This window comes from Marinobacterium arenosum (assembly GCF_019795155.1).
In the GTDB taxonomy this organism is placed as follows: domain Bacteria; phylum Pseudomonadota; class Gammaproteobacteria; order Pseudomonadales; family Balneatricaceae; genus Marinobacterium_C; species Marinobacterium_C arenosum.
This window is the reverse complement of the sequence record NZ_JAILYN010000004.1, coordinates 126,683-152,325: the sequence shown is the minus strand read 5'-3', so window position 1 is coordinate 152,325 and position 25,643 is coordinate 126,683. Positions and strand designations below refer to the sequence as shown.

Genomic DNA, 25,643 nt, shown 5'->3' with positions numbered 1-25,643 from the left:
AATTAATGAATTTTAGGTACATGTTTTTTGATCCGGCGCAAATAATGGCGCCCTGATCGTCCGGCCGCTGGCAACCGTTAGTGGGCTCCCAGCAGCCAAAAAACTGGCATATGTCGTCAACGTGAAACGGGGCGGAAGGGGGGGGGCGAGCCTTCAGGCGTCGTCGAACAGTGCTTCGATCTCCGGCGACAGGTAGGGGCGGCCGCGCTCATTCAGTGCGGTGCCGATCACCAACCCCTCGACGCAGACTTTCTCGTCGGCCAGCCGGATTACCCGCTGGCGGAAGCCGAACTTCACCTTGCTGATCCGCTCCGCCTTGACCTCGACCACGAAGCGGTCGCCGCTTTTCAGTGAGGCCTTGTAGTCCAGTTCGGAACGGATCACCACCAGGTGGATCTGCTGTTCCGCCAGCGCGGCGAAATCGACGCCGCGCGACAGCAGGAACTCGTGGCGGGCATGTTCCAGGTAGTTGAAGTAGACGCCGTTATTGACGATGCCCTGCATATCCAGTTCATAGTCGCGGACTTTCTGTTCGATACGGAATACCTGGCTCATGCGTGTAGCGCTCCGGGGGCTGTGAATAACGGCTGGCAGTTATAGCACAACCGGTCGGTTCAGTCGGCCCGGAAATCGAAACCGTACTGGCGTTCGATCCAGCTCAGCGCCTCGCCGAGGCTGGTCACTTCGACGCTCGCCCGGGAGAAATCGTGGCTGCTGGCATCTGTCGAGCGCAGCGCGATGGTGGGCAGGCCGGCCGCGACGGCGGCGCTGACGCCCGCTTCGGTATCCTCCACCGCCACCGCCTGGTCGGCCGACAGCCCCATCGCCTTCAGTGCCTTCAGGTAGCCATCCGGCTGTGGCTTGTTGTGCGCTACGTCGTCACCGGTGACCACCTGCTCGAACAGTTCGCCCCAGTTATGGCCGCGGAGCGAGGCTTCCACGCAGTGGCGCTGCGAGCCGCTGACCAGCGCCAGCCGCAGCTGGCGGGCCTGCGTCCGCAGTACCCGGTCGGCGTCGGCCATCGCCGGGAAGAAGCTCTCGTTGAGGAAGCGGTCGTTCTGTTCCAGCTTGGCGGCCACCAGGGCGTCGACCGACACCGGCAGGTTGTGCATCCGGATGATTGTTTCGGCGTTCTGCTCGGCCGGTACGCCGAGCAGCTGCTGCCAGTACACCGTCTCGCTGATACTGACACCATAGGGTTCGATCGCCAGGTTCCATAGCGCCATGTGGGTGGCTTCGGAATCGACCAGGGTACCATCGTGGTCAAAGAGTATGGCCTGCAGCGACATCTCGGTATTCCTGTAGCTGATTGCGAAACGCGCACTCTACCACAGAACCGCGCCGGGCCGCCGGGCCGCCGGACCGCCGGGCCGCCGTTCAGCCGCGCAGATGGCGGTGCAGGAAACTGAGCGTGCGGGCCCAGGACAGCGCGGCGTCCTCCTGGTCATAGCGGGCGCCGGTCGGGTTGGCGAAAGCGTGGTCGGCTACGTACCAGTGCACGGTCAGCTCGGTCTTGTCGGCTTCGGCCATCGCCCGCTCGAAATCGCCCACCATGGCGGCATCGATTCGCGTGTCCAGGGTGCCGAAATGACCCAGCACCGGGCCGTACAGGCTGGTCAGTTGCTCGGCGCTGCGGCGCACGTCGCCGTAGTAGATCACCGTGGCATCGACCGGGGCGGCCAGCGCGGCATCCAGCGCCCAGCCGCCACCGAAGCACCAGCCCAGGGTCGCCACCCGGCCGTTGCTGCGCGAATGCTGGCGCAGCCAGTCGATCCAGCCGACCAGCGCTTCGGTGGCCCAGGTGGGATCCAGCGCCATGCGGAACTCGTTGGCTTTTTCGCGGCTGGTGGCCACCTTGCCCTGGTATAGATCGACCGCCAGGGCGATGAAGCCCTGCTCGGCCAGTTCGTTGGCAACCGCCTTGATCTGGTCGTTGAGTCCCCACCATTCATGGATCAACAGTACCGTCGGCGCCCGCTCGGTCGCATCGTCCGGCAGCGCCAGATAGGCCTGCGCCTGTTGGCCGGAGGGCAGCTCGATCCGGACCTGTTCGGTACGCTGGCCGGCGGCCCGGGCCAGTTGCGGGTCGGCCAGCACCACCGCCAGTGGCAGGCAGATCAACCCCTTCAGGAAATCGCGCCGGGTTTGCGACGAGAGGGTGGGGCGGGATGGTTGGTCGGACGAGCGGTTACAGGAGATCAGGTCGCACATGGTTGCGTCTCCGTGGTCTGTTCGGGCCGGTTAACAGGGGTAGTTCTGTTTCAGCACCCGGTAGAGCGTTTCGCGCAGTTCGCTGCCGTCGTCCGGTTGAGGTAGCCGATTGGCAACCTGGAGGATCAGCTCATGGCGCGACAGATGCTTGGGCAGGCAGAATTCAGCCATCGCGGTCGAATCCCAGGCGATATCCTCCTTGCCCAACCGGGTGCGGTAGACCCGCGACAGGAAGCCGGAGGGTTCGGCATCGGACGTTTTGATATTGCGCAGGATCGCGCCATTGGTGACCAGTACCCCGTCCAGGTAGCCATCGATATAGGCGTAGCAGGCCAGGCTGTCCGCTGCCACACGGCCGGATGCGGTCAGCGCCTGGCAGGATTGCAGTAATGTTGCGGGTGACTGCTGCGCTTGGGCGGTGGGGATCAGCATCCCACAGCCTGCCAGAACGGTTGCCGCGATCAGTTGCTTGGTCATGGTACTCCTCCTTTAGCTCCGTACCCGTCCTACCATAGCCTAGCAGTCCGTCGGTCTCTACCGCGACAACCTTGAACGCAGGGATTAAGATCGAGTTCGGACCGAATCAGAATAACGTCAAAGGAACCGACCATGAGCGATGTTCATCCGACCCGCTGCCACTGGGCACGTAATAACGACGAAGACTACCTGCGCTACCACGATGAGGAGTGGGGCGTGCCGGTGCATGACGACCGCAAGCACTTCGAGATGCTGATTCTGGAGGGGGCACAGGCCGGCCTGAGCTGGCAGACCATCCTCAACAAGCGGGAGGGCTATAGACGGGCGTTCAAGGCGTTCGATCCCGAGTCGGTCGCCGCAATGACGGACGAGGAGCTGGAAACGCTGCTCGGTGATGCCAGCATCGTGCGCAACCGGTTGAAGGTGTTCGGTGCCCGTAAGAATGCCCGCGCCTTCCTGGCGATCCAGCAGGAGTTCGGCAGTTTCGACACTTACGTCTGGCAGTTCGTCGGCGGCGCGCCGATTGTCAACCAGTGGCGCGAGATGGCCGAGGTACCGGCTACCACCGCCGTGAGCGATGCGTTGTCGAAGGATCTGAAGAAACGCGGCATGACCTTCGTTGGTTCCACAATCATGTATGCGTATATGCAGGCCACCGGGATGGTCAATGACCATCTGCTGGAGTGCTGGCGGTATCGTGATTGTTGTTGAGTCTTCCCCGGCCAGCTGACGGCTATCGGCAGGTGCGCATCGCGTGGTCCGGCATTCCGGCGATCCCCCTGTGTTATCTGTAACCAAGTTGGGGTTGCGCCTTCTGGCGCGTCAAGGCGGCCTTCGCCGGGCCAGGGGGGCGGCGGAAAGTTTATGACTGGCGTAGATGATTCCTGCTAAAGCGCATGAGCCGTAGAAATAAGATATCCACAGATGGCCAGTCTCGGCGGTAAACCCTCGTCCCCATGATTCGCTGCGCGGTTGATCTACAAGAGAACCACGGGGTTTTATTAAAAAGAGCTGTGGATAACTTTGTGAGTTACGGGTGTAAATCCGGGGGAGAGGCTGGGGTCAGCCTGGGATAACTTCTTCTTCAATACACCAGGCGGACATTTGTGGCCCTGCTGGTCTCTGGATGAAAATAGAATATGCCGTTCCCTCGAACTAACGGCTTGTGGGTAACTTATCGTCGTTGCTGTGCTGTGCTGTGCTGTGCTGTGCTGTGCTGTGCCGTGGCTACGTAGCAGAGTTTCAATGGCCGGTACCTCGACCGGCCATTGCGTCTGTTCAGGGTGTGAAACCTTACTGAAGCATCTGGAACAGCGCATCCTTCAACTGGACACGGCGGCGCTTCATCTGCTCAAAAGAATCGTTTGAGGTGGGGACACCGCGGGTTTCCAGACCCCGGATACTATGGTCGATGCGGTGATATTCGGCGGCCATCCGGGCGAACTCTTCGTTGCTGTGTTTCAGTTGCTGAATCCGTTCGCGATATTGCGGGAAGTCGTTGTAGAGACTGTGACTCAGCTCAGACATATGCACACTCCATCACAGTTGAGGTGAAGGGGATGTGACTGCTGAAAACGGCACGCGGGGTGCGCAGGGTTTCCAGGCACTGACCGACAGGCGGTATCCAGCTGCCGCCTGTTAAGTTTAGTTGCCAGGGCGGAGCGCTGCCATCGGGCGCTTGATGAGCCTGGCGGTAGCGCTCAGTCGTCGTATTCGCAGAACTCGATTCGACCGGTTTCCTGCAGGGCGGCTTTGCGCCACTGCTGGAATGCGGGCTGGGACAGCTGGCGCTCGACATAGCCGGTAGCTTCGGCGGACAACTCTACCGCGTAGGTGTGCAGACGACTGGCGACCGGCGCGAACATCGCATCGGCAATGCTGAACTCACCGAACAGCCAGGGGCCGTCGTAGCGGGCCAGGCAGTCGAGCCAGATCTGCTCGATCCGTCGGATATCGGCGTGGCATTGGTCGCTGACGGCGTGCTCCGCGCGCCGGCCGATCGGTCGACGCAGGTTCATCGACATCTCGCTGCGCAAGGCCGCGAAGCCGGAATGCATCTCGGCGCAGACCGCCCGGGCGTGGCCGCGTATCGCCAGGTCTGCCGGCCAGCCGCGACCGTCCAGATAGCGTTCGCTGAGGTATTCGCAGATCGCCAGTGAATCCCAGATCACGACGTCGCCGTCGTGCAGTACCGGTACCTTGCCGGACGGCGACAGCGCCGGCAGTTCAGCCGCCATCTGTGGGGTGAACAGCGCAATCGGAATCTCCTCGCAGGCCAGTCCGAAGTGCTGCATCAGCAGCCAGGGCCGCAGTGACCAGGAGGAGTAGTTCTTGTTGCCGATTACCAGTTTCAGATCAGCCATGCCAGAATCCTTCTTTGCGTTTATTTGGATGGCAGCCAGTGTCTGGCTTTTACCGCCAGGCGACAAACGAATAATCCTGAACCCTGGCTTCAATATCCTTGAACCCTCCACCGTAAAAGGAATGGACCATGAACACTGATCTGCTGCGTACCTTTATCGTGGTGGTGGATACCGGCAGCTATAACCGCGCCGCCCAACAGCTGTACCGTACGCCGTCAGCGATCAGCATGCAGATGAAACGACTGGAGGAGCAGGTCGGCAAACCGCTGTTCGAACAGCAGGGGCGTGAGCGGGTGTTGACTCGGCATGGCAAGCAGTTGGTCGGCTATGCCCGCCGCATCCTGTCACTGCAGCAGGAGGCGCTCAGCGTGCTGGAAGCCGGTGCCGGTCAGGAGCCGCTGCGACTCGGTTGCCCGGATGATTACGCGCAGGGCCTGCTGACCGATCTGCTGGAACTGATCTGGCAGCAGGCACCGGAGCTGCAGGTGCAGGTGGTCAGCGGGGCCTCAACCCAGCTGCGCCATCAACTGGATATGGGTGAGCTCGACCTGGCGCTGGTGACCCGTCGACCGGACAGCGATGAGGGTTTTCTGCTGCGTCAGGACCAGGGGGTCTGGTTGGCGGCGGCCGATTTTGACTGGTCGGCTGCCGATCCGCTGCCGCTGGCGCTGTACCCGCCGGATTGCAAGTTCATGAATGGCGCGCTGGATGGACTGGAGAAACAGGGCCGACGTTATCAGCTGAAGACCATTAGCGTCGGCTGCGGCATCCTGCTGGAGTTGGTGCGGCGCGGCATAGCGATTACGGCGATGGCTCGTATCAGTGCCCCTGCTGATCTGGTCGTGGCGCCGGCGGAGCAGCAGTTGCCGGAGCTACCGGCGATCGAGATCGTGCTGCTGGTCGGCGCCCAGCAGCACCCGTTTTTCAACAGTCACCGGTTGCAGGCACTGGCGGAGGTCGTCAATGCTGGCACCACGTAACATCCTGACCAATACTGAAAAGCCGGTTGATTGAAATGAACGTAGTAGCGGCTTTGCTAGTCAACCAGCTATGACCGGGATACCGTCGCTGGCCTGCGGCATTGTGGTCCCGGTATAAACTTCAGGTGTATCCCGCTGTACGTTGGGACCGGCGTTGTGCATATCCTGGGTATCGATTGACTTGGTCTGGAGAGGAGAACGGTGATGGAATTACGACAAGCACTGCGGACCTGGAATGGCAAAGAGCGTGCTTTCCTGCTCGAGCTGTATCGGCAGTATCGCGAGGAAGCCGATTTTATCGACCAGCTGTTGCATCTGCTGGAGCGCCATAGCGATTGCCAGCGCGCCGCCAGCTGGCTGCTGAAACATCACCTGGAGCAGAGCGCGCGCCTGGCGACCGAACAGGTGGATAGCCTGTTTCACTGTGCCGCCCGGCTGGTGGACTGGCAGAGCCGCCTGCACCTGTTGCAGATGATGCCGCGACTGGATCTGCCTGGGGCAAAGCGTGCACCGATCGAGAACTTCGTCCGCCAGTGCCTGACCGATCAGGCCCGTTTCGTGCGTGCCTGGGCTTATAACGGCTTCTATCTGCTGGCCAGCCTCTATCCGGAATTGCGGCCCGAGGTTGAGCGTTTCTGCCAGATGGCACTGCACGATGAACCGCCATCGGTAAGGGCCCGGGTCGGCGAGGTGTTGAAGCAGGGCTACTTCCAGTTCGCCTGAGCCGGTGATCCCAACATAATCTGCCGTCCAGCGTCGTTCGCATAGTTCACATACCCAGTAGGCCCGTAGGCGGCTGATCCCGCCAATGCTCGACATACCTCATTAATCGCGTTTATGGCGCAGCAATTTAATTTGCTTCCCAACTTGATTGCGTCCCGCTAATGTCGGCGCCTGCCCGATCTCCGTCCATCTTTTCTGGGAACGCCGATGTTGTCTCGAAATCTTGCCGTTGTCGGCCTGCTAATGGCGATGCTGCTGTGGGCCAGTTCTTTTATCGCCCTGAAGTTGGCCTTTCAGCACTACGATCCGATGGTGGTGATGTTCGGTCGTATGTTTGTGGCCAGCCTCTGTTTTCTGCTGTTTTTCAAGGCGATCGCCCGCTTCGAATATCGCGCCGGCGACTGGAAGTACCTGGCATTGATGGTGCTGTCGGAGCCCTGCTTCTATTTCGTCTTCGAGGCCAAGGCACTGCAGAACACCAGTGCCCAGCAGGCTGGCATGATTACCGCCTTGCTGCCGTTATTGGTGGGCATTGGTGCCTGGTTGTGGCTGAAGGAGCGGTTGAGCCGCCAGGCATGGATGGGCTTCGCATTGGCGGTGGCCGGCGCGGTTTGGCTGAGTGTGGCCGGCGAAAGTACCGCCGATGCGCCGAACCCCGTGCTGGGCAATTTCTACGAGTTCTGCGCCATGGTTTGCGCCACCGGCTATACCCTCTGCCTTAAACACCTGTCGGAGCGCTATTCGCCCTGGCTGCTGACGGCGCTGCAGTCGTTCTGCGGCAGCCTGTTCTTCCTGCCGATGATGGCGCTGCCGGATGTCAGCCTGCCCGAGGGCTGGGTACCGCAGGCACTGATCGCCATCGTCTATCTGGGCACGGTGGTCAATATCCTGGCCTACGGCCTGTACAACCTGTCGGTAGCCAGCATCCCGGCCAGCCAGGCCTCGGCTTTCGTCAATATGATTCCGGTGTTCACGCTGGGGTTGGCCTACCTGATCCTCGGCGAAACCCTGAACCTGAGCCAGTTGGCGGCGGCGGCGCTGGTCATCGGTGGCATCATCCTGAGCCAATGGCAGTTCCGCCCGGCAGAGGAGCGCGACAGCGAACTGACGGTAGCCTGACGCGGCAGGCTTAGCGGGTGTCGAGCGCCTGCAGCGCCTGTTGCAGGGTGCCGGCCACCGGGGCGTCCAGTTTCAAACTCAGCAGCGGATCTGCACGGGTCCGGCCCAGGGTCAGCGCGCAGATCGGCTTGTTCCATTCGGCGGCCCGGCGGCAGAAGCGAAAGCCGGAATAGACCATCAGTGAGGAGCCGACCACCAACAGGCCGTCGGCGCGCTGCAAGGCGTCCAGTGCCTGTTCCACCCGCAATCGTGGTACGTTGTCGCCGAAGAACACCACGTCCGGTTTCAGGATTCCGCCACAACCACTGCATACCGGTATCTGGAAGCGGCTGAAATCGATACCGTCCAGGTCGGCATCACCGTCCGGTGCGGCGGCGGCTTTCAGGCCATTGAAAGCCGGATTGAGGCGACTGGCGTGTTGCTGGATCTCATCGCGCGGATAGCAACAATCACAATCCATACAACGGACCCGGTCGGAGCGGCCATGCAGGTCGAGCACCCGTTCGCTGCCAGCCTGCTGATGCAGCCGGTCCACGTTCTGGGTGACCAGCAGCTCCACCCGCTGCAGCCGCTCCAGCTCTGCCAGCGAGTGGTGGGCCGGCCCCGGCTGCGCATCGCGGATCACCGGCCAGCCAACCAAGCTGCGGGCCCAGTAGCGCTGGCGCACCGGCGTCTGGCTCATAAAGGCCTGGTGTTGAACCGGTTGCGGGCGCTTCCAGTCGCCGTTGCGGTCACGGTAGTCGGGGATGCCGGAGTCGGTGCTGACGCCGGCACCGGTCAAAACCAGCAGGCGAGGGTGTCGGTCGATGAAGCGCGCCAGCGCCTGGCCGTCGGCCGCGGGTGAATCGGGCATCGCACAGTCCTGATAATAAATAACGTACGGGCAACTGCCTGATATTACGTCAGCCGGCGGGCACGGACCAGCGCCTCACACCTGCTCGATATCATAGAGCGCCAGTACCTGCAGTGGCCGGAAGACGATGATGTGCTGGTAATGGTGGCCCGGGTCCAATCGGTAGCTGGCGAAGCCGTCGACGCCATCTGGCAGCGTCATCTCGTTGAGTTGCTGGCAGAGGGTGTTAAGTGCACACTGGATTGGTTCCGGCCGGTGGGTGGCCAGCTGCAACAGACGATCGAAATCGGCCTTGTGCAGGATCGCCAGGTTCAGGCTCTGCTTGGGCTGGACGGTGATCAGGTAATGGCCGGGTTGATTCAGCGCCAGCGCGGGCGAGTGGCTCCACAGGCTGGTGTCGTTGCTGTAGATCCCGTGCTTGTAAAGCCGGGTTCGGCTGCCGTAGCTTTCGATCTGACCCTGCTTCAGTGCACGCTGGATCAGGGGCTCGAGTTCTGACTGTAGCGTTGCCCTGATACCCATACGTGATTCTCTTGGTACTACCCCTAACCATAGTTCAGCTGCGCTGCTTTGCGTTGGTTACTCGCGGCCGCCAGCCAGTCCGGCGGTGCCGGCTATTGTCATGGGAGCGCTCTGTTTAGGTCCATTCGGTCCCGTTACGCTGCCGCACAATTTTTTGCTATCCCAACTGATAGGTGGATGTAAACCATGAGCGGCTAGGGTTCGGAAAAGGCGGTCGAGAACTACGACATGATGGGGCCGATCAAGGCGGCGCTGGAGAGTTCCGTACGGTATTTATTCTCAGGACTGTGCGATGCCAAATTTATCAGCGGCTGGCGTCAGCACCGACTCCGGCAATGTCGAATATGTCGACGCCGGCCATCATATCGTCGCCTGAGCTAACCGTGCCCGTCTGCGCGTCCCGTATGGCGAGCAGCGCGAAGCCTGGAAGAGAACCATCAGGCAGGGGGGATCGGTAGTGGCGCGTTCGATGCCCCGCTCCCTGGGTTCACTGTTAACTTACAGCGGTTAACCGTCGACTCGGAAAAATCAAAAGGCGACCCGCAGGTCGCCTTTTTCAATACAATTTGTCAATGATAGATACAGATGGTTAATCAGATAGCCCCTGTTCCCTCGCCACGCACAGCGGCCTGAATGTACAGCAGCGCTTCCAGTTGGTTCAGTTGATCGGCGATCGCCTCGCAAGGGTCGGGTATCGCCTCTGTAGTTTCAGTCTGTTGAGCATTCGATCGTATCTGCGCCAACGTCGTTCGCAGTTCAGTTATACAATCACACATTGCCAGTTCAATGGTCGGCATCCTTATGGTGCTGTTCATCCAATCCCTCCATCGCCACCAAGCCCCACCCGCAGGCGGGGATTCGGTGGATCTGTCCTTTTGCAGCCGCAACAGGAGCTGGCTGCAGATATCAGCAAGTACAGCTTTATCCAAGGTAGGCCAGCCGTTGCCGACCTGCCAGTTGGCGGCTGATCTTTATTGTCAGCAAAGCAGCGTGGTTATTGAGGTTGCCGGCTTTTGGCGGTGATACGACAATCCACGACTGGCACTTCAGGAGGTCGCTTTGGCGCAGCATGAGGTGAGGATCTTTCAAACGCCCGTTTATGCTATCTGGCGATCGGTCAGCCGCTAGCGAAAACGCCGGCGAGGACTAAGCTGAACGGATCCCGTGTGGGCGCAGATGCGGCCGTGCGACTTCTTCAAAAGCAACAACAAGAACAAGACAAAAGGACACTATGAAGATGCAGATCTCCACCCCCCGCCCACGCCTGCTCAATGCCCTGATGCTGTCGGCGATCATCAGCGCGGCACCGATGACCCAGGCGGCCCAGGCGATCCTGGAAGGTGAACGCAGCCACCCGGTGGAAGCCCGCCAGGGGATGGTTGCCACCAGCCACCACCTGGCCACCGACGTGGCACTGGATGTATTGAAGAACGGCGGCAACGCCATCGACGCGGCGGTTACCGCCGGCTTTGCCTTGGCGGTAACCCAGCCGCGTTCCGGCAATATCGGTGGCGGCGGTTTCATGCTGGTCTCGCGTGAGCAGCAGGACGAGGTGGTCGCCATCGACTACCGTGAGAAAGCGCCGAAAGCCGCCTACGAGAAGATGTTCCAGGATGATGAGGGCAACGTGGTGCAGCAGCGCAGCCGTTTCTCCCACCTGTCGGCCGGGGTGCCGGGTACCGTAGCCGGCCTGGCGCTGGCACTGGAGAAGTACGGCACCATCAGCCTGCAGCAGGCGCTGGCGCCGGCGATCAAGCTGGCCGAAGAGGGCTTTATCGTGCCGCCGCGCTTCACCAAGGGGCTGGAAGCCAAGAAGGAGATGCTGCAGAAATGGCCGTCCAGCAAGGCGACCTTCTACAAGGCGGATGGCAGCGCCTACCAGCCGGGTGAACGGTTCAAGCAGCCGGACCTGGCTGCCACGCTGAAACGGATCTCCGAGCAGGGCGTCAAGGGCTTCTACGAGGGCAAGACCGCCCAGCTGATCGCCGATGACATGAAAAAGAACGGCGGCCTGATCACCCTGCAGGATCTGAAGGACTACCGGCCGCAGATCCGCACCCCGGTGCAGGGCAACTACCGCGGCTACGATATCTACTCGATGGCGCCGCCCAGTTCCGGCGGCACCCACGTGGTGCAGATCCTCAACACCCTGGAAGGCTACCCGATCGGCGAGTACGGCCATAATTCCGCCAAGAGCATCCACCTGATGGCCGAGGCGATGAAGCATGCCTATGCCGACCGCTCCAAGTACCTGGGCGATCCGGACTTCGTCGCGGTACCGGTCAACGGGCTGACCGACAAGAAGTATGCCGAACAGATCCGCAGTAAGATCGATCCGGCCAAGGCCACTCCGAGCGTCGAGATCCGGCCGGGCGACCCGACCGGTTACGAGAGCAACGAGACCACCCACTTCTCCATTGTGGATAAATACGGCAACGCGGTCTCCAACACCTACACCATCAACTTCAGCTACGGCTCCGGTATCGTGGTGCCGGGCGCCGGCTTCCTGCTCAACAATGAGATGGACGACTTCAGCGCCAAGCCGGGGGTACCCAACGCCTACGGCCTGATTGGCGGCGTTGCCAACAAGGTCGAGCCGGAGAAGCGGATGCTCAGCTCGATGTCGCCGACCATCGTCAAGAAGGATGGCAAGAACTTCATGGTTACCGGCAGCCCGGGTGGATCGCGGATCATCACCACCACTCTGCAGGTGGTGATGAATGTGATCGACCACGGTCTGAACATCCAGTCGGCAGTCTCGGCGCCGCGTATCCACCACCAGTGGCTGCCGGATGAGATCCGTATCGAACAGGGTGTCAGTCCGGATACCGTCAGTCTGCTGGAAGGGATGGGCCACAAGGTCAGCCGGAAACCCTCGATGGGCGCAATCCAGAGCATCCTGGTCGGTGAGGACGGGGTATTCTACGGCGCTGCCGACCCCCGCCGCAGCACCTCCTCCGCCAAGGGCCTCTAATCGCTCCTTTTATTGATAAGGCTTGAAACCCCGCATATCCGGCTGCGCGCCGGTATGCGGGGTTTCTTTTTTCAGACGGGAGCAAACAGTTTTGAGTTAACAGTGGTGCCGCTACTGCCATGAGGGGCTATATGCACAGGTTTCCACTGGCAAGCGTCACACTGTCCGGCATGATGACGATTGAACCGTAGCAGCCCACTCTGCGGGCGACCTGCTCCGGCAATCGATCAATGCTGATCGAAGCGCAGCTCGAACAGCCGATCCAGCAACCACTGGCCGCCGCTACCCAGCGAGCGGGTCTCGGTCCAGACCACATCCACCCCCTGCAGGGCCGCCACCGGCTGGTAGGCCAACTCCAGTCGTACCAGTTCACCAGCCGCCAGTTTGTCGGTGACCACTGCTTCCGGCAGCACCGACCAGCCCAACCCGGCGACCAGCAGCTCCAGGATGATATAGGGGCTTTCCGCGAACCAGCACTGCGGGCTTATCTGGTAGCGGGTATGGCTGCTGTCCTCCAGGCTGCGGCTGCGGGTGATCAGCTGGCGGTAACCACGCAGATCGGCATGGCTGACCGGTCCGCGACCTGCCAGCGGGTGGTGCCGGCTGCACACCGGCAGTAGTCGGGAGTGGCCGATACCGCGGAACATGAAGCCCTGCGGATAGTGCTCCTGCTCCATCATCAGGCCGATATCGGCCCGGTTCTCGCGCACCAGCACCGCCACATCGTTGGTGCCGGGGTCGAGCAGTTCCAGCTCGATATAGGGGAACTGATTCTCGAACTCGACCAGCAGGCCGAGCAGCGGCTGGATCGATACGCTCTGCTCGATGGCGATACAGAGCTTGGTCTCGGTGCCGGCATTGAGGGTGCCGGCCCGTGCCATGAAGGCGCGCTGGCTGCTGATCACCGCGCGGGCGGAGCTGAGCAGCGCCTCGCCCTGCGGGGTCAGTTTGGGGCTGCGGCTGCTGCGGTCGAACAACTGCACGCCGGTCTCGATCTCCAGGTTGTTGACCGCATTGCTGACCGCCGATTGCACCTTGCCCAGCCGGCGTGCCGCAGCGGAGAAGGAGCCCTGTTCGGCGGCGGCGACGAAGGCTTCCAGTTGGTCCAGACTCGACATTCAACCTATCTCCAAAATCGATAGAAACTAACTTTTATATATGCTGATTATAACTAGAATGCCCGCCATATTCTGGAGAGGGGGGGCATGAGATGGCCAACAAGATTGCTGTACGTACCAAATGGGACCGCATCCGCTACATGCTGACGTTCGAGGCGCTGCTGATTCTGATGTCGGCACCGACCATCGCCCATGTGCTGGAGCGCCAGACCCTGGATGTCGGCGCCATGGCACTGGTGCTGAGCCTCAAGGCGATGCTGATCAACCCGGTTTACAACTATCTGTTCGATATGCTCGATGTGCGCGCCGGGCGGGTCCCGACCGAGCGTTCACCGTTGGCTCGGGTAGCGCACGCGGTGGGATTCGAGAGCGTACTGACGCTGACCTCGCTGCCGATCGTGGTCTGGTGGCTGCAGGTGAGCTGGCTGCAGGCGCTGATGATGGATCTGGCGATCATCTCGTTCATCGTGGTCTACACCTACATCTTTACCTGGCTGTACGACCGGATCTTCCCGGTGGTACAGCCGGCTCGGGAAGCGGTGGATGAGCAGCAGCTCAGCGCCGCCTGAGAACGGTCGGGAAAACAAAAAACGGGCAGCCACTGGCTGCCCGTTTTTTTGAGTCCTTTTGTTTGAGGGCGCTCGCCGGAATACCGGACCATACTGTGAGCCCCGGCCGTTACCGGTTTGTGCCACCCGACGCGTGGAAGGCGCGCCCTCGCGGCGACAAGGGCAACGCCTGCGACGTTTGGTTTCGGTAGGGCCCTTACTGCGTCATATAGTTGGTCAGGAACTGGTCGAAGTCGATGGTATCGCCGGCTTCCAGTTCCGCCTGGGCTCGCAGCGAATCGCCGACCAGTCCGCTCAGGTGGGTCTGCTGTTTCTCGCTGATCTCCCGGTTCAGCAGGGTCGTGCGATGACGCTGGCTCTCGCGCAATACCAGCTCGGTATGGCTGATCCGTTCGTCGCGCAGCACGTTCAGCAGCTGGGCGGACGGGGTCTGTTCCGGGTCGGCCAGTTTGGCGCGTTGGCTAGCAACGGCGCTGCGGTAACGGTCGCAGCGGTGAACGTCGTCCAGCAGCTCCGCCACCTGTTCGGCGCGGTCGAGGATCTGGTGGCCCCAGTCCTGCAGGCTGATTTCACTATCCATTGTTTGCAGCATCAGGCCCGGTTCGCGGCCGCGGGTGGTGACCCGTTCGTGGTTTTCGCTGATCAGCTCGCACTCTTCGTTGCTGATATCACCATCTTCGTCGAACAGGCAACTGAGCAGGAACAGGTCGATGAAGTCGCTCTGCTCGCGGTCAATACCCAGCGGCAGGAACGGGTTGATATCGGTGTTGCGCACCTCGATATACTCGACGCCGCGGCTCATCAACGCGTGGATCGGTTTCTCGCCGGAGTGGGTGATCCGCTTGGGCCGGATATCGCTGTAGTACTCGTTCTCGATCTGCAGGATGTTGGCGTTCAGCTGGCGGTACTGGCCGTCCACCTTGATACCGATCCGTTCGTAACCCGGGTAGGGGGTCTGGATCGCCCGGTGCAGGCTGGCAGCGTAGGTCGGCAATTGGTTGAAGCAGATATTCAACGAGGCCTGGGCCTTGTTGGAGTATCCCAGATCGCTCATCCGTAGCGAGGTGGCGTAGGGCAGATACAGGGTATCGCTGTCCAGGGACTGCAGCTGGTGCGGCTTGTCGCCCATGAAGCTGGCGCTCAGCGCCGGCGATGCGCCGAACAGGTAGAGCAGCAGCCAGGAGTGGCGGCGGAAGTTGCGGATCAGCTTGAAGTAACCGGCGGAGCGGAAATCCTGCAGGCTGTCGTGGTTGCCGAGCCGTTGCTGGTAGAGCGGCCAGAGCGCTTCCGGCAGCGAGAAGTTGTAGTGGATGCCGGCGATGGTCTGCATCATCTTGCCGTAACGGTGTTGCAGACCGACCCGGTAGATATGTTTCATCCGGCCGATATTGGAGCTGCCGTAACGGGCGATCGGGATCGCCTCCTCACCGGGAATTGGGCAGGGCATGCTGGCGCACCAGAGCTCCTCGTCGCCCAGCTGGCGCAGCGTGAAGCTGTGCAGGTCGGCCAGGAACTCCAGCGCCTCGTCGACATGGGTAAATGCCGGCGTGATGAACTCCAGCAGCGCTTCCGAGTAGTCGGTGGTGATATGGTCGTGGGTCAGCGCCGAACCCAGTGAGATGGGATGGGGGGTCTGCGCCAGACGAGCGGAGGCGTCGACCCGCAGGCCCTCCTTCTCGATCCCGTGCAGGATCCCTTTCAACAGCGGTGCATGGCCACCATTACGCAGCCATGCCAGTGTGTTTTCGAGTGCCGCAGACAAAATACCCAATCCTTCTCTGGCGGATGTAAGGCGGCCAATTATAGAGCAGCCGCCACTAAATTACTGTGCTGAAAACGGCAACAGTGCCGTACAGAACGTCAACCGAGCCCGGCTTCCTTAAGTTTGGCAGCCAGGCTGTTGTTTGCCGGGCCCTGCCGCTCGCCTTTGGCGGCGGGCTTGCGGCCCGGTTTTGGCCGGTCCTGGCTGCGACGGTCGGCTGGCGGTCGCTCGCCATCCGATGCGGCCTTTTTCATGGTCAGGCTGATGCGGCGGCGGTTCTGGTCTACTTCCAGCACCCGCACCTGGACGATATCGCCGGCCTTGACCAGCTCGCGTGGATCGCTGACGAAGCGGTCGGCCAGCTGTGATATATGCACCAGACCGTCCTGGTGTACGCCGATATCGACGAAGGCGCCGAAGTTGGTGACGTTGGTGACCACCCCCTCCAGCGCCATGCCCGGCGCCAGGTCAGCCAGGGTCTCGACGCCGTCGGCGAATTGCGCCGCCCGGAACTCCGGGCGCGGGTCGCGGCCCGGCTTCTCCAGTTCGTTAAGCACATCCGTGACGGTGTACTGGCCGAATTGTTCCGCCAGGGCCAGCTTCAGTGCCTGCTGGACTTGCTGCAACCGCTGCCGGTCGCCGACCAGCTCGGCCAGGGTACAGTTCAGTTGCTCGGCCAGCCGCGCCACCAGCGGGTAGGATTCCGGGTGTACCGCCGAGTTGTCGAGCGGGTTGTCGCCGTCCTGAATGCGCAGGAAGCCGGCGCACTGCTCGAATGCCTTGGGGCCGAGCCGGGCCACTTTCAGCAGCTGCTTGCGATCTTGGAAACGGCCGTGCTGGTCGCGGTAGGCGACAATATTGGCGGCGGTGGCGCGGTTCAGCCCGGCCACCTGGCTGAGCAGTTCTGCCGAAGCGGTGTTGACGTCCACGCCGACATGGTTGACGCAATCCTCGACCACCGCCGCCAGGCTGTCCGCCAGCCGATTCTGGTCGACATCGTGCTGGTACTGGCCGACCCCGATCGCCTTGGCCTCGATCTTGACCAGCTCGGCCAGCGGATCCTGCAGCCGGCGGGCGATCGAGACCGCGCCGCGCAGGCTGACGTCCAGTTGCGGGAACTCGGCGGCGGCGGTCTCCGAGGCGGAGTAGACCGAGGCGCCGGCCTCGCTGACCATCACCGCGGTCAGCTGCTGCGCCGGCAGCTGTTTGACCAGTTCGCGGGCCAGCTGTTCGGTCTCCCGCGAGGCGGTGCCGTTGCCGATGCTGATCAGTTCGACCCGGTGCTTCTTGGTCAGCGCCGTCAGCGTGGCCAGCGACTGGTCCCACTGTTTCTTCGGCACGTGTGGATAGATGGTGGCGGTATCGAGCAGTTTGCCGGTGGCATCCACCACCGCCACCTTGACACCGGTGCGCAGGCCGGGGTCCAGCCCCAGGGTGGCGCGCGGGCCGGCCGGCGCAGCCAGTAGCAGGTCCTTCAGGTTATCGGCGAACACTTTGATCGCCTCCTGTTCAGCCTGCTCGCGCAACTGCTTGATCAGGTCGTTTTCCAGCTGCGGTTGCAGCTTCTGTTTCCAGCACTGCTCAGCGCAGTCCAGCAACCAGCGACCCTGCAATCGCCAGTGACGGCCGATCCGCGTACTGCCCTCCTGCTCCAGCCCCTCCGGCGGCAGCAGGCTGTAGCGCAGGATCCCCTCCTGGTGGCCGCGCAGAATCGCCAATGCCCGATGCGACGGTACCTTGCGCAGTGGCTCGCGGTAGTCGAAATAGTCGCGGAACTTGCTGTTGTCGTCCGCCTTGCCGCGTGCTGCGCGCACCTGCAGCTCGCCTTGCTGTTGCAGCCAGCGGCGCAGGTTGCCGAGCAGTTCGGCATCTTCGGCGAACCGCTCGATCAGGATCTGGCGGGCACCCTCCAGTGCGTCTTCCGTGCTGGCGATATCGCCTTGCACGAACGGCTTGGCCACCTGCTGCGGGTTGGCTGACGGCTCCTGGAGCAGCCGTTCTGCCAGCGGTTCCAGCCCGGCCTCGCGGGCCTTTTCGGCTTTGCTGCGCCGCTTCGGTCGGTAGGGCAGGTAGAGATCCTCCAGCCGGCCCTTGCTGTCGGCAGCCAGGATCTGCTGTTCCAACTGGGTGGTCAGCTTACCCTGTTCGCGAATGCTGTTGAGCACCGTGTCGCGTCGGGCATTCAGCTCGCGCAGGTAGCCGAGCCGCTCGGCCAGGGTGCGCAGCTGGCCATCATCCAGTGCGCCGGTAACCTCTTTGCGGTAACGGGCGATGAACGGCACGCTGGCGCCCTCGTCGAGCAGCCGGATAGTGGCTTCGACCTGCTGCGGTCGGACCTGCAGCTCGCTGGCGATCTGGTGTTCGATAGACATGGAAACTCCGGAACAGACGGCGGGAAATGATGGCAACGCTAGATCTGTGCTGATGGTAGCACAGCGTTGCCTTGGCGCCGAAAAGCGTCCATCGCGGCGCACGGTCCGGCGGTCAGCCGGGGCTTGGCGGGTTCTTCTGCTGCTGCCAGGCCAGGGCCTTGGCGTACTGGTCGCGCAGGTACTCGATCAGTTGGTCGAGGGTGGTGCTGGCCACTTCGATCTGCTGTGCCTCTATGGCGTCATACAGCTGTTGATGCAGTTCGACGATCTGCTGCCGGTCGCGGAAGCGGTTGGCCACCATATTGGTCAGTGGCTGCAGCGCTTCGATCACGGTGTACATGTTGAACTGCAGGATCGGGTTGCCGCAGCCGTCGACGATGGCGCGGTGGAAGCGGATATCGGAGGCGCAGAACGCCTCGTCGCTGATCTCGCTGCGCTGGTTGTCCAGTTCCTCTTGCATGATCGCCAACTGTTCCGGTGTACGCCGCTGCACCGCCAGTTTCAGGCAGAGCTGCTCCATCTCGCGGCGTGCCTCGACGATCGCCGCCAGATCGAATTCGCCCAGGGTCACCATCAGCGTGGCGGCATTGGTCAGCGCGCTGCTCAGCTCCTCGCGCGACGGCTTCTTGACGAAGGTGCCGCCGGTGGGGCCGCGCTGCGAGCGGATCAGGTTCTGCGCCGCCAACCGTTTCAGTGCCTCGCGAATGGTCGGCCGGGATACCGAGAAGCGCTGGGCGAGCTCCTCCTCGGTGGGTAGCCGTTCATCCACTTTCAGTCGCCCCTGCAGGATCGCGTCGCGGATGTTTTCCGAGATCTGCTTGGCCAGGCTCTGGGTGACCAGTTTCTCGTATTTGATAGCCATAGGTCGGGACACTGCGCTCTGGAAATTCGGGTGAGCGTTAACTCTACCACAGCCTGTGATCTATCGATAAATATATATTTGTTTGACAAATATGGAATTTGCCCGTTAGTTTAAAAAACGAACAATGGCAGGGCCATATCAACCTGCTGCCCAGACCTTAGCGAAACCGCAGGAGAAGCAAGCGTGACTCAACAGACTTTTAAAGCGTTACTGCTGCGCCAGGACGAGCAGAACCAGACCCAGGCCGCCATCGAACAACTGACCCTGGCCGACCTGCCGGACGAGGAGGTGCTGGTGGCGGTCGATTACTCCAGTCTCAATTACAAGGATGGCCTGGCGGTGACCGGCACCGGCAAGATCGTGTTGAACTGGCCGATGGTGCCAGGCATCGATCTGACCGGCAGCGTACTGGAATCGGCCAATCCGGAGTTCAAGGCCGGCGACAAGGTGGTGCTGACCGGCTGGAGCGTCGGCGAGAAATACTGGGGCGGTTACAGCCAGCGTCAGCGGCTGAAGGCGGACTGGCTGGTGCCGCTGCCGGAGGGGCTGGACGGCCGCCAGGCGATGGCGATCGGTACCGCCGGGCTGACCGCCATGCTGTGCGTGATGGCGCTGGAAGAGGGCGGCGTCCGCCCGGACAGCGGGCCGGTGGTGGTCACCGGCGCCGCCGGCGGGGTCGGCTCGGTGGCGGTGGCCTTGCTGGCCCGGTTGGGTTACCAGGTGGCGGCGGTGACCGGCCGCGAATCGACCCACGCCTATCTGCGTGAGCTGGGTGCCGGCGAGATCCTCAGCCGCGAGGAGATGGCCGCCAAACCGCGCCCGCTGGAGAAACAGCGCTGGGCCGGCGCGATCGATACCGTCGGCGGCGAGATGCTGGCCCGGTTGCTGGCCGAAACCAACTACGGCGGCACGGTGGCCGCCTGCGGCCTGGCCGGTGACTTCCGCCTGCCGAGCACGGTGATGCCGTTCATCCTGCGCAATGTGCGGCTGCAGGGGGTGGATTCGGTGCTCTGTCCGAAACCGCGCCGCATCGAGGCCTGGAACCGGCTGGCCAAGCAGCTGCCATTGGCGATGCTGGAGCAGATCACCCAGGTGGTGCCGCTGGAGCAGGTGCCGCAGCAGGCCCGGCAGATCATCGACGGCCAGGTGCAGGGCCGGGTGGTGGTGGATTTGAAGTGATGAGTTATGAGTGAACAGAGTATTGAGGGGACAGTTAACAGATAAAAGTTAACAGAGGGATCATACCCCGCTGCTATTCGCAGGCTTTGCGCCTCGCGTGGTGATGGCGGGACAGCGGATAGTTTTAAGTAATCGGTTAACAGAGGTGGCGTTTTGCGCGCTGCCCGTTGCTGGCTGCTGATCCTTGCAAAGCTATTTGCATAGATGCGTTGGATCCTGAACGACAGTTAGGACGGTCAGCGGGCTAGGTAGCCCGCTGTACACTGTCAACTTCCCACTGTTAACTGCAAAACTGTTAACTCACCTCTAGCACTTGCATCGAGTTGGTGCCGCCTTCGTTGCCCAGTGAGGCGCCGCGGGTAAGCAGCACCCGGTCGCCGCTGTCCAGCTGGCCCTGGTCCTTCAGCATGCTGAGCACCGCCTCGTTGAGCTGCTTTTCGTCCACCGAGGTGGCGTCGAAGAACAGCGGCTCGACACCGCGATACAGCGCCATTCGGCGCAGCGTGCGTTCGTTGCGGGTCAATGCGTAGATCGGCAGGCCGGAGCGGATACGGGACATCCACAGCGGAGTGGAGCCGGATTCGGTCAGGCAGATGATCGCCTTGACGCCGACCAGGTGGTTGGCGGTGTACATCGCCGAGCGGGCGATGGTTTCGTCGATCCGCTCGCAGCGTTGGGTGATGCCGGTCGGGGCCGGCCGCGACAGCAGGTGTTTCTCGGCGCCCTGGCAGATCCGGGTCATCGCCTGTACCACCTCGACCGGGTGGTTGCCGGCGGCGGTTTCGGCCGACAGCATCACCGCGTCGGTGCCGTCGAGAATCGCATTGGCGACGTCGAACACCTCGGCGCGGGTCGGCATCGGGTTCTGGATCATGGTCTCCATCATCTGGGTGGCGGTGATCACTACCCGGTTCAGCTCGCGGGCGCGCTTGATGATGTGCTTCTGCACACCGATCAATTCGGCGTCGCCGATCTCCACCCCGAGATCGCCGCGGGCCACCATCACCCCGTCACAGGCCCGGATGATCTCATCCAGCGCCTCCGGGCTGGCGACCGTCTCGGCGCGCTCTACCTTGGCGATGATCTCGGCCCGGCTACCGGCGGCGTCCAGCAGCGCGCGGGCTTCCTGCAGGTCGGCGGCGGTGCGCGGGAAGGAGACCGCCACGTAATCCATGTCCAGTTCGGCGGCGACCAGGATGTCGCGCCGGTCCTTGTCGGTCAGCGCGGCGGCGGACAGGCCGCCGCCCTGCTTGTTGATCCCCTTGTTGTTGGACAACGGGCCGCCGATCACCACTTCGGTGTCGACCTTGCTACCGCTGACCGCCAGCACCCGCAGCTGTACCCGGCCGTCGTCGAGCAATAGCAGGTCGCCCGGCTCGCAGTCGCGGGCCAGGTCCTTGTAATCGAGGCCGACCTGGTGCTGATCGCCGGCTTCGGTGGCCAGCTCGCCGTCCAGCGTGAAACGGTCGCCGGCTGCCAGCTGGATCGGGCCATCCTTGAAGCGGGCAATGCGGATCTTCGGCCCCTGTAGGTCGCCCAATACCGCCACGGCCAGGCCCCGTCGGCGGGCGATCTCGCGTACCTCGGTGGCGCGCCGGCGGTGGTCGTCGGCGCTGCCGTGCGAGAAGTTCAGCCGCACGGTGTTGACGCCGCTGCACAGCAGCTGCTCCAGGGTTTCGGGTTGGTCGGTGGCCGGGCCGAGGGTGGCTACGATCTTGGTGCGTTTCAGCATTGTTGGTGGGTCCCATGACAAAGGTGAGGGCATCGGTTGCGCGGAGCGCAAGTCCGCTACCAAAGTATGATGCCGGCGCGGGTATTTCAAGATCCGTACCGGCGGCGCATAATGGAAAGGCGCTGCGGCGCCTAATCGTCAAGTATCCAGCGAGAGTCCCTGTTGAACCTTTCACAACGCACCCGGCTGTTGACCGGTGTCCTGCTGGCACTGGTATTCCTGCTGTTGATCGGCCAGACCGCGTCGCTGAGCCGCAACCAGGCACTGGCGGAGTTGCAGCAGCGTTCGCAGACCAACCTCAACCGCTATATGCTGGCGCTGGATCAGAAGCTGGATCGCTACCGTGACCTGCCCAATCTGCTGGCCACCCATTCCGATCTGGTCAACCTGCTGCTCGCCCCCGACGACCCCGAACGGCGCCGGCGGGCCAGTGTCTATCTGCGGCAGGTCAACGCCATTATCGGGGCTGCCGATGTCTATCTGATGGCGGCGGACGGGGTGACCGTGGCGGCCAGCAACTGGCTTGAACCGCGCACCTTCATCGGCCGCAATTTCAGCTTCCGGCCCTACTTCCAGGACGCCATTCAGGGCCGGCCCGGCCGCTACTCGGCGCTGGGCACCACCTCCAAGAAGCGCGGTTACTACTTCTCCTACCCGGTGCAGAGAGCCGGCAAGATTCTCGGCGTGGTGGTGTTGAAGATCGACTTGCATGATATCGAGGAGGACTGGAACGATCCGCTGATGGATATCCTAGTCACCGACGAGGACGGGGTGGTGTTCATCTCCACCCGGCCGGATTGGAAGTTCCGCGCCCTGAAGCCGCTGTCATCGTCCGAAATGCAGCGGATCGTCGGCAGCCTGCGCTACGGTGACCATCCGATCGAGGCGTTGGAGATCATCGAGCGGCAGCAGCGCGGTGACGGCAGTACGCTGATCACCCTGATGGAGGGCGAACGGATCGCCAACCAGGCGCTGGACGGTATCCGGGCGCGCCAATACCTGATGCAATCGGCGGCACTGCCGGACAGTGGCCTGCTGGTACAGATACTGGCCAACACCAAGGTGGTCTCCGAGGCGGTGTTCGAGACGGTGACACTGGTGGCGTTCGGGTACGTGACGCTGGTGCTGCTGGTTATGTTCCTGCTGACCCGCCAGAAGGCGCAGCGCGAGCGGGCCCGCTTCAAGCAGCAGCGTACCGAGGCGCTGGAGGAGAACGAAGCCCGTATCCGCGCCATTATCGATAATACCCATGCCGGCCTGATCACCCTGGACAGCCAGGGCCGGATCGACTCTTTCAACACCACCGCTGAGAAGCTGTTCGGGGCGCGGGAACAACAGTTGCGCGGCGAGTATTTCAGCCGCCTGCTGGCCCAGCAGGACCGGCCGGTCTGCTGGCAGCATATCACTGCCGACGAGTCGCAGCGTCCGGCCGAGCTGTTGATCGAGGCGCACGGTCGGCGTGAGGACGGCAGTCTGTTCCCGATCGAGTTGATCATCGGCCAGATGATGGTGGGCGGCGTGCAACGCTTTATCGTCACCATTCACGACATCACCGAGCGCAAGCTGTATGAGCAGCAGCTGCAGCAGGCCCATGACGAGCTGGAGAGCCGGGTTCAGGCGCGCACCGTCGACCTGACCCGGGCCAATACCAAATTGCGTGACGAGGTGACTCAGCACCAGAAAACCCAGAACGAGCTGATCCAGACCGCCAAGCTGGCGGTTCTCGGCCAGATGTCGGCGGGCATCAACCACGAACTGAACCAGCCTTTGACCGCGATCCGCTCTTATGCGGACAATGCCCGCGCCTTCCTGCAGATGGGCAAGCTGGAGACCGCTCAGGCCAACCTGGCGGAGATCGGTGGCCTGACCGAGCGGATGGCCAAGATCATCCACCCGCTAAAGGAGTTCTCCCGCAACAGCAGTGGCCAGCCGCAACCGGTCTGCCTGAAGGCGGTGCGCGACGGCGCGATGTCGATCATGTATGGCCGGCTGGATAAGGAACGCGCCAATATCTGCTGGCCGGACCAACTGGAGCGCTATTACGTGCTGGGCGACACGGTGCGGCTGGAGCAGGTGCTGGTCAACCTGATCGGCAACGCGCTACAGGCGATGGAGGCGCGCGCCGAGAAACCGATCGAGATCAACATCGAGCAGCAGGGCAAGTGGCTGAAGCTGCATCTGCGTGACAACGGTCCCGGTATCCCCGAGCAGGAGCTGGAGCGGGTGTTCGAACCGTTCTATACCACCAAAAAGGCCGGTCAGGGGCTGGGGCTTGGATTGTCGATCTCGCACCGCATTATTGAAAGCCTGGGTGGCGAGCTCAGCGCCGCCAACCATCCGCTCGGCGGCGCGGTGTTCACCCTGACATTGCCGGTTTGCCCGGCGCCGCAACCGGACCAAACCCGATAACAGGACAGAGTATGCAACGGGCTGACGAGATCCCCATCATTCTGGTGGATGACGAGAAACATATCCGCCTGGCCGCCGGCCAGACGCTGGAACTGGGTGGCTACGGGGTGACCGCGCTGGAGCGGGCCGAGCCGGCACTGGAACTGTTGACCGAGCAGTGCCCAGGGGTGCTGGTGACCGATATCAACCTGCCCGGCATCGATGGCCTGGAGCTGATGAAGCGGGCCCAGGCGATCGACCCCGATCTGCCGGTGATCCTGATTACCGGTCATGGCGATATCTCGATGGCGGTCAACGCGATGCGCGATGGCGCCTACGACTTTATCGAGAAACCGTTCTCCTCCGAGTTGCTGCTGGACGTGGTGCGCCGGGCGGCGGAGAAGCGGGCGCTGACGCTGGAGAACCGCCGCCTGCGCGAAGATCTGGCGGCGCAGAGCGCGCCCGGCCCGCGGGTGATCGGCAACACTCCGGCGGTCACCCAGATGCGCCGGCTGGTGCAATCGATCGCCGAAGCGCCGGCGGATATCCTGCTGATGGGTGAGACCGGTACCGGTAAGGATCTGCTGGCGCGCTATATCCATGAGCACAGCCAGCGGCGCGATCACAACTTCGTCGCCATCAACTGCGGCGCGGTGCCGGAGAACCTGATCGAGTCGGAGCTGTTCGGCCACGAGAAGGGCGCCTTCACCGATGCCAAGGCACGGCGGATCGGCAAGTTCGAACACGCCAACGGCGGCACCCTGTTCCTCGACGAGATCGAGAGCATGCCGATGTCGTTGCAGGTCAAGCTGCTGCGGGTACTGGAGGAGCGGGAGATCGAACGGCTCGGTTCCAACCAGCTGATTCCACTCGATCTGCGGGTGGTGGCCGCCTCCAAGGCCGACCTGAAGGAGCGTGCCGAAGCCGGTGAGTTCCGTGAGGACCTGTACTACCGGCTCAACGTGGTGCGGATCGATATCCCGCCGCTGCGTGAACGGCGCGATGATATCCCGTTGCTGTTCCAGCACTTCGCACTGATCGCTTCCAACCAGTATGGCCGCGAGGTGCCGCCGTTGTCGGCCGAGCGGCTGCACAGCCTGATGGCGCACGGCTGGCCGGGTAACGTGCGTGAACTGCGCAACCTGGCCGAGCGTTACGTGCTATTGGGTGAGGCCTGCACTTTCGACTTCGAAAACCGGCCGATCACCGACAGCAACGCCTCGGGGATGACCCTGCCCGATCAGGTGGCGCGGTTCGAGAAGATGCTGATCCACACCGAACTGGGCCGCCATGGCGGCTCGATCAACGACACCCTGCAAAGCCTCGGCCTGCCGCGCAAGACGCTGTACGACAAGATGAAAAAGTTCGGGCTGGATAAGAACGACTATAAGTCGTGAGGCGTGAGTTAACAGCTATGAGTTGACAGTGAACAGTGAGCG

23 protein-coding genes are annotated in these 25,643 nt (G+C 62.4%); 9 read left to right on the top strand and 14 right to left on the bottom strand.

Annotation, left to right across the window (positions count from 1 at the left end; translation table 11 throughout):
* Positions 1 to 153 precede the first annotated feature (153 nt).
* The 4 genes from K6T12_RS03285 to K6T12_RS03270 form a co-directional block, all read right to left on the bottom strand.
* Positions 154 to 555 carry an acyl-CoA thioesterase gene (locus K6T12_RS03285; protein ID WP_222219440.1) on the bottom strand — a complete coding sequence of 134 codons (402 nt, stop codon included), beginning with the start codon at positions 553 to 555 and terminating at the stop codon, positions 154 to 156.
* Positions 556 to 614: 59 nt separating this feature from the next.
* Positions 615 to 1,289, bottom strand: coding sequence for an HAD family hydrolase (locus tag K6T12_RS03280; RefSeq protein ID WP_222219438.1), 675 nt, complete (start codon positions 1,287 to 1,289; stop codon positions 615 to 617).
* An 88-nt stretch (positions 1,290 to 1,377) separates the two neighbouring features.
* Positions 1,378 to 2,211: a dienelactone hydrolase family protein gene (locus tag K6T12_RS03275; protein WP_222219436.1), complete on the bottom strand. Its 834-nt coding sequence runs from the start codon at positions 2,209 to 2,211 to the stop codon at positions 1,378 to 1,380.
* A 30-nt stretch (positions 2,212 to 2,241) separates the two neighbouring features.
* A complete protein-coding gene (locus K6T12_RS03270) occupies positions 2,242 to 2,688 on the bottom strand; it encodes a Rap1a/Tai family immunity protein (protein ID WP_222219434.1) in 447 nt (148 codons plus the stop codon).
* A 132-nt stretch (positions 2,689 to 2,820) separates the two neighbouring features.
* Here K6T12_RS03270 and K6T12_RS03265 point away from each other — a divergent pair, with 132 nt between their 5' ends.
* Positions 2,821 to 3,399, top strand: a complete 579-nt coding sequence (locus K6T12_RS03265; RefSeq protein WP_222219432.1) for a DNA-3-methyladenine glycosylase I — start codon at positions 2,821 to 2,823, stop codon at positions 3,397 to 3,399.
* Positions 3,400 to 3,981: 582 nt separating this feature from the next.
* Here K6T12_RS03265 and K6T12_RS03260 read toward each other — a convergent pair.
* Entirely contained in the window at positions 3,982 to 4,215 is a 234-nt protein-coding gene (locus tag K6T12_RS03260) for a YdcH family protein (RefSeq protein ID WP_222219430.1), read from the bottom strand.
* Positions 4,216 to 4,388: 173 nt separating this feature from the next.
* Positions 4,389 to 5,051: a glutathione S-transferase family protein gene (locus tag K6T12_RS03255; RefSeq protein WP_255611508.1), complete on the bottom strand. Its 663-nt coding sequence runs from the start codon at positions 5,049 to 5,051 to the stop codon at positions 4,389 to 4,391.
* Between the two features lie 128 nt (positions 5,052 to 5,179).
* On the opposite strand from K6T12_RS03255, the gene K6T12_RS03250 reads away from it, so the two are divergent.
* From K6T12_RS03250 to K6T12_RS03240, 3 genes are all read left to right on the top strand, one after another.
* A complete protein-coding gene (locus K6T12_RS03250; protein ID WP_222219428.1) occupies positions 5,180 to 6,031 on the top strand; it encodes a LysR family transcriptional regulator in 852 nt (283 codons plus the stop codon).
* 204 nt (positions 6,032 to 6,235) lie between these two features.
* The gene (locus K6T12_RS03245; protein ID WP_222219426.1) at positions 6,236 to 6,754 is read left to right on the top strand and encodes a hypothetical protein; all 519 of its coding nucleotides are present in this window, start codon (positions 6,236 to 6,238) and stop codon (positions 6,752 to 6,754) included.
* A gap of 207 nt (positions 6,755 to 6,961) precedes the next feature.
* A complete protein-coding gene (locus K6T12_RS03240) occupies positions 6,962 to 7,873 on the top strand; it encodes a DMT family transporter (RefSeq protein ID WP_222219423.1) in 912 nt (303 codons plus the stop codon).
* Positions 7,874 to 7,883: 10 nt separating this feature from the next.
* Here the strand turns inward: K6T12_RS03240 and K6T12_RS03235 are convergent, their stop codons facing one another.
* The 3 genes from K6T12_RS03235 to K6T12_RS03225 all read right to left on the bottom strand — a co-directional run bounded on the left by K6T12_RS03235 (position 7,884) and on the right by K6T12_RS03225 (position 10,063).
* Positions 7,884 to 8,726: an NAD-dependent protein deacetylase gene (locus tag K6T12_RS03235; protein WP_222219421.1), complete on the bottom strand. Its 843-nt coding sequence runs from the start codon at positions 8,724 to 8,726 to the stop codon at positions 7,884 to 7,886.
* 75 nt (positions 8,727 to 8,801) lie between these two features.
* Positions 8,802 to 9,248, bottom strand: coding sequence for a hypothetical protein (locus tag K6T12_RS03230; RefSeq protein WP_222219419.1), 447 nt, complete (start codon positions 9,246 to 9,248; stop codon positions 8,802 to 8,804).
* A 593-nt stretch (positions 9,249 to 9,841) separates the two neighbouring features.
* Entirely contained in the window at positions 9,842 to 10,063 is a 222-nt protein-coding gene (locus tag K6T12_RS03225) for a hypothetical protein (RefSeq protein WP_222219417.1), read from the bottom strand.
* A 416-nt stretch (positions 10,064 to 10,479) separates the two neighbouring features.
* On the opposite strand from K6T12_RS03225, the gene ggt reads away from it, so the two are divergent.
* Positions 10,480 to 12,222: a gamma-glutamyltransferase gene (gene ggt / locus K6T12_RS03220; RefSeq protein ID WP_222219415.1), complete on the top strand. Its 1,743-nt coding sequence runs from the start codon at positions 10,480 to 10,482 to the stop codon at positions 12,220 to 12,222.
* Positions 12,223 to 12,449: 227 nt separating this feature from the next.
* On the opposite strand, the gene K6T12_RS03215 is transcribed toward ggt, so the two are convergent.
* Entirely contained in the window at positions 12,450 to 13,340 is an 891-nt protein-coding gene (locus K6T12_RS03215) for a LysR family transcriptional regulator (RefSeq protein ID WP_222219413.1), read from the bottom strand.
* Between the two features lie 92 nt (positions 13,341 to 13,432).
* Here K6T12_RS03215 and K6T12_RS03210 point away from each other — a divergent pair, with 92 nt between their 5' ends.
* Positions 13,433 to 13,909 (top strand): PACE efflux transporter, encoded by a 477-nt coding sequence (locus K6T12_RS03210; protein ID WP_222219411.1) that lies wholly within the window; start codon positions 13,433 to 13,435, stop codon positions 13,907 to 13,909.
* A gap of 196 nt (positions 13,910 to 14,105) precedes the next feature.
* Here K6T12_RS03210 and gshA read toward each other — a convergent pair whose 3' ends face one another.
* From gshA to K6T12_RS03195, 3 genes are all read right to left on the bottom strand, one after another.
* Positions 14,106 to 15,671, bottom strand: a complete 1,566-nt coding sequence (gene gshA / locus K6T12_RS03205; RefSeq protein ID WP_222219409.1) for a glutamate--cysteine ligase — start codon at positions 15,669 to 15,671, stop codon at positions 14,106 to 14,108.
* 98 nt (positions 15,672 to 15,769) lie between these two features.
* A complete protein-coding gene (locus K6T12_RS03200) occupies positions 15,770 to 18,043 on the bottom strand; it encodes a Tex family protein (RefSeq protein WP_222219407.1) in 2,274 nt (757 codons plus the stop codon).
* A 112-nt stretch (positions 18,044 to 18,155) separates the two neighbouring features.
* Entirely contained in the window at positions 18,156 to 18,905 is a 750-nt protein-coding gene (locus tag K6T12_RS03195) for a FadR/GntR family transcriptional regulator (protein ID WP_222219405.1), read from the bottom strand.
* Between the two features lie 183 nt (positions 18,906 to 19,088).
* On the opposite strand from K6T12_RS03195, the gene acuI reads away from it, so the two are divergent.
* Positions 19,089 to 20,084, top strand: a complete 996-nt coding sequence (gene acuI / locus K6T12_RS03190; protein ID WP_222219403.1) for an acrylyl-CoA reductase (NADPH) — start codon at positions 19,089 to 19,091, stop codon at positions 20,082 to 20,084.
* 295 nt (positions 20,085 to 20,379) lie between these two features.
* Here acuI and pyk read toward each other — a convergent pair whose 3' ends face one another.
* Positions 20,380 to 21,816 (bottom strand): pyruvate kinase, encoded by a 1,437-nt coding sequence (gene pyk, locus K6T12_RS03185; RefSeq protein WP_222219401.1) that lies wholly within the window; start codon positions 21,814 to 21,816, stop codon positions 20,380 to 20,382.
* 162 nt (positions 21,817 to 21,978) lie between these two features.
* Between pyk and K6T12_RS03180 the strand changes: the two genes are divergently transcribed.
* Complete coding sequence (locus K6T12_RS03180; protein ID WP_255611507.1) at positions 21,979 to 24,225, top strand: sensor histidine kinase; 2,247 nt, start codon at positions 21,979 to 21,981, stop codon at positions 24,223 to 24,225.
* Between the two features lie 11 nt (positions 24,226 to 24,236).
* A complete protein-coding gene (locus tag K6T12_RS03175; RefSeq protein WP_222219399.1) occupies positions 24,237 to 25,601 on the top strand; it encodes a sigma-54-dependent transcriptional regulator in 1,365 nt (454 codons plus the stop codon).
* The last annotated feature ends 42 nt before the right edge of the window (positions 25,602 to 25,643 follow it).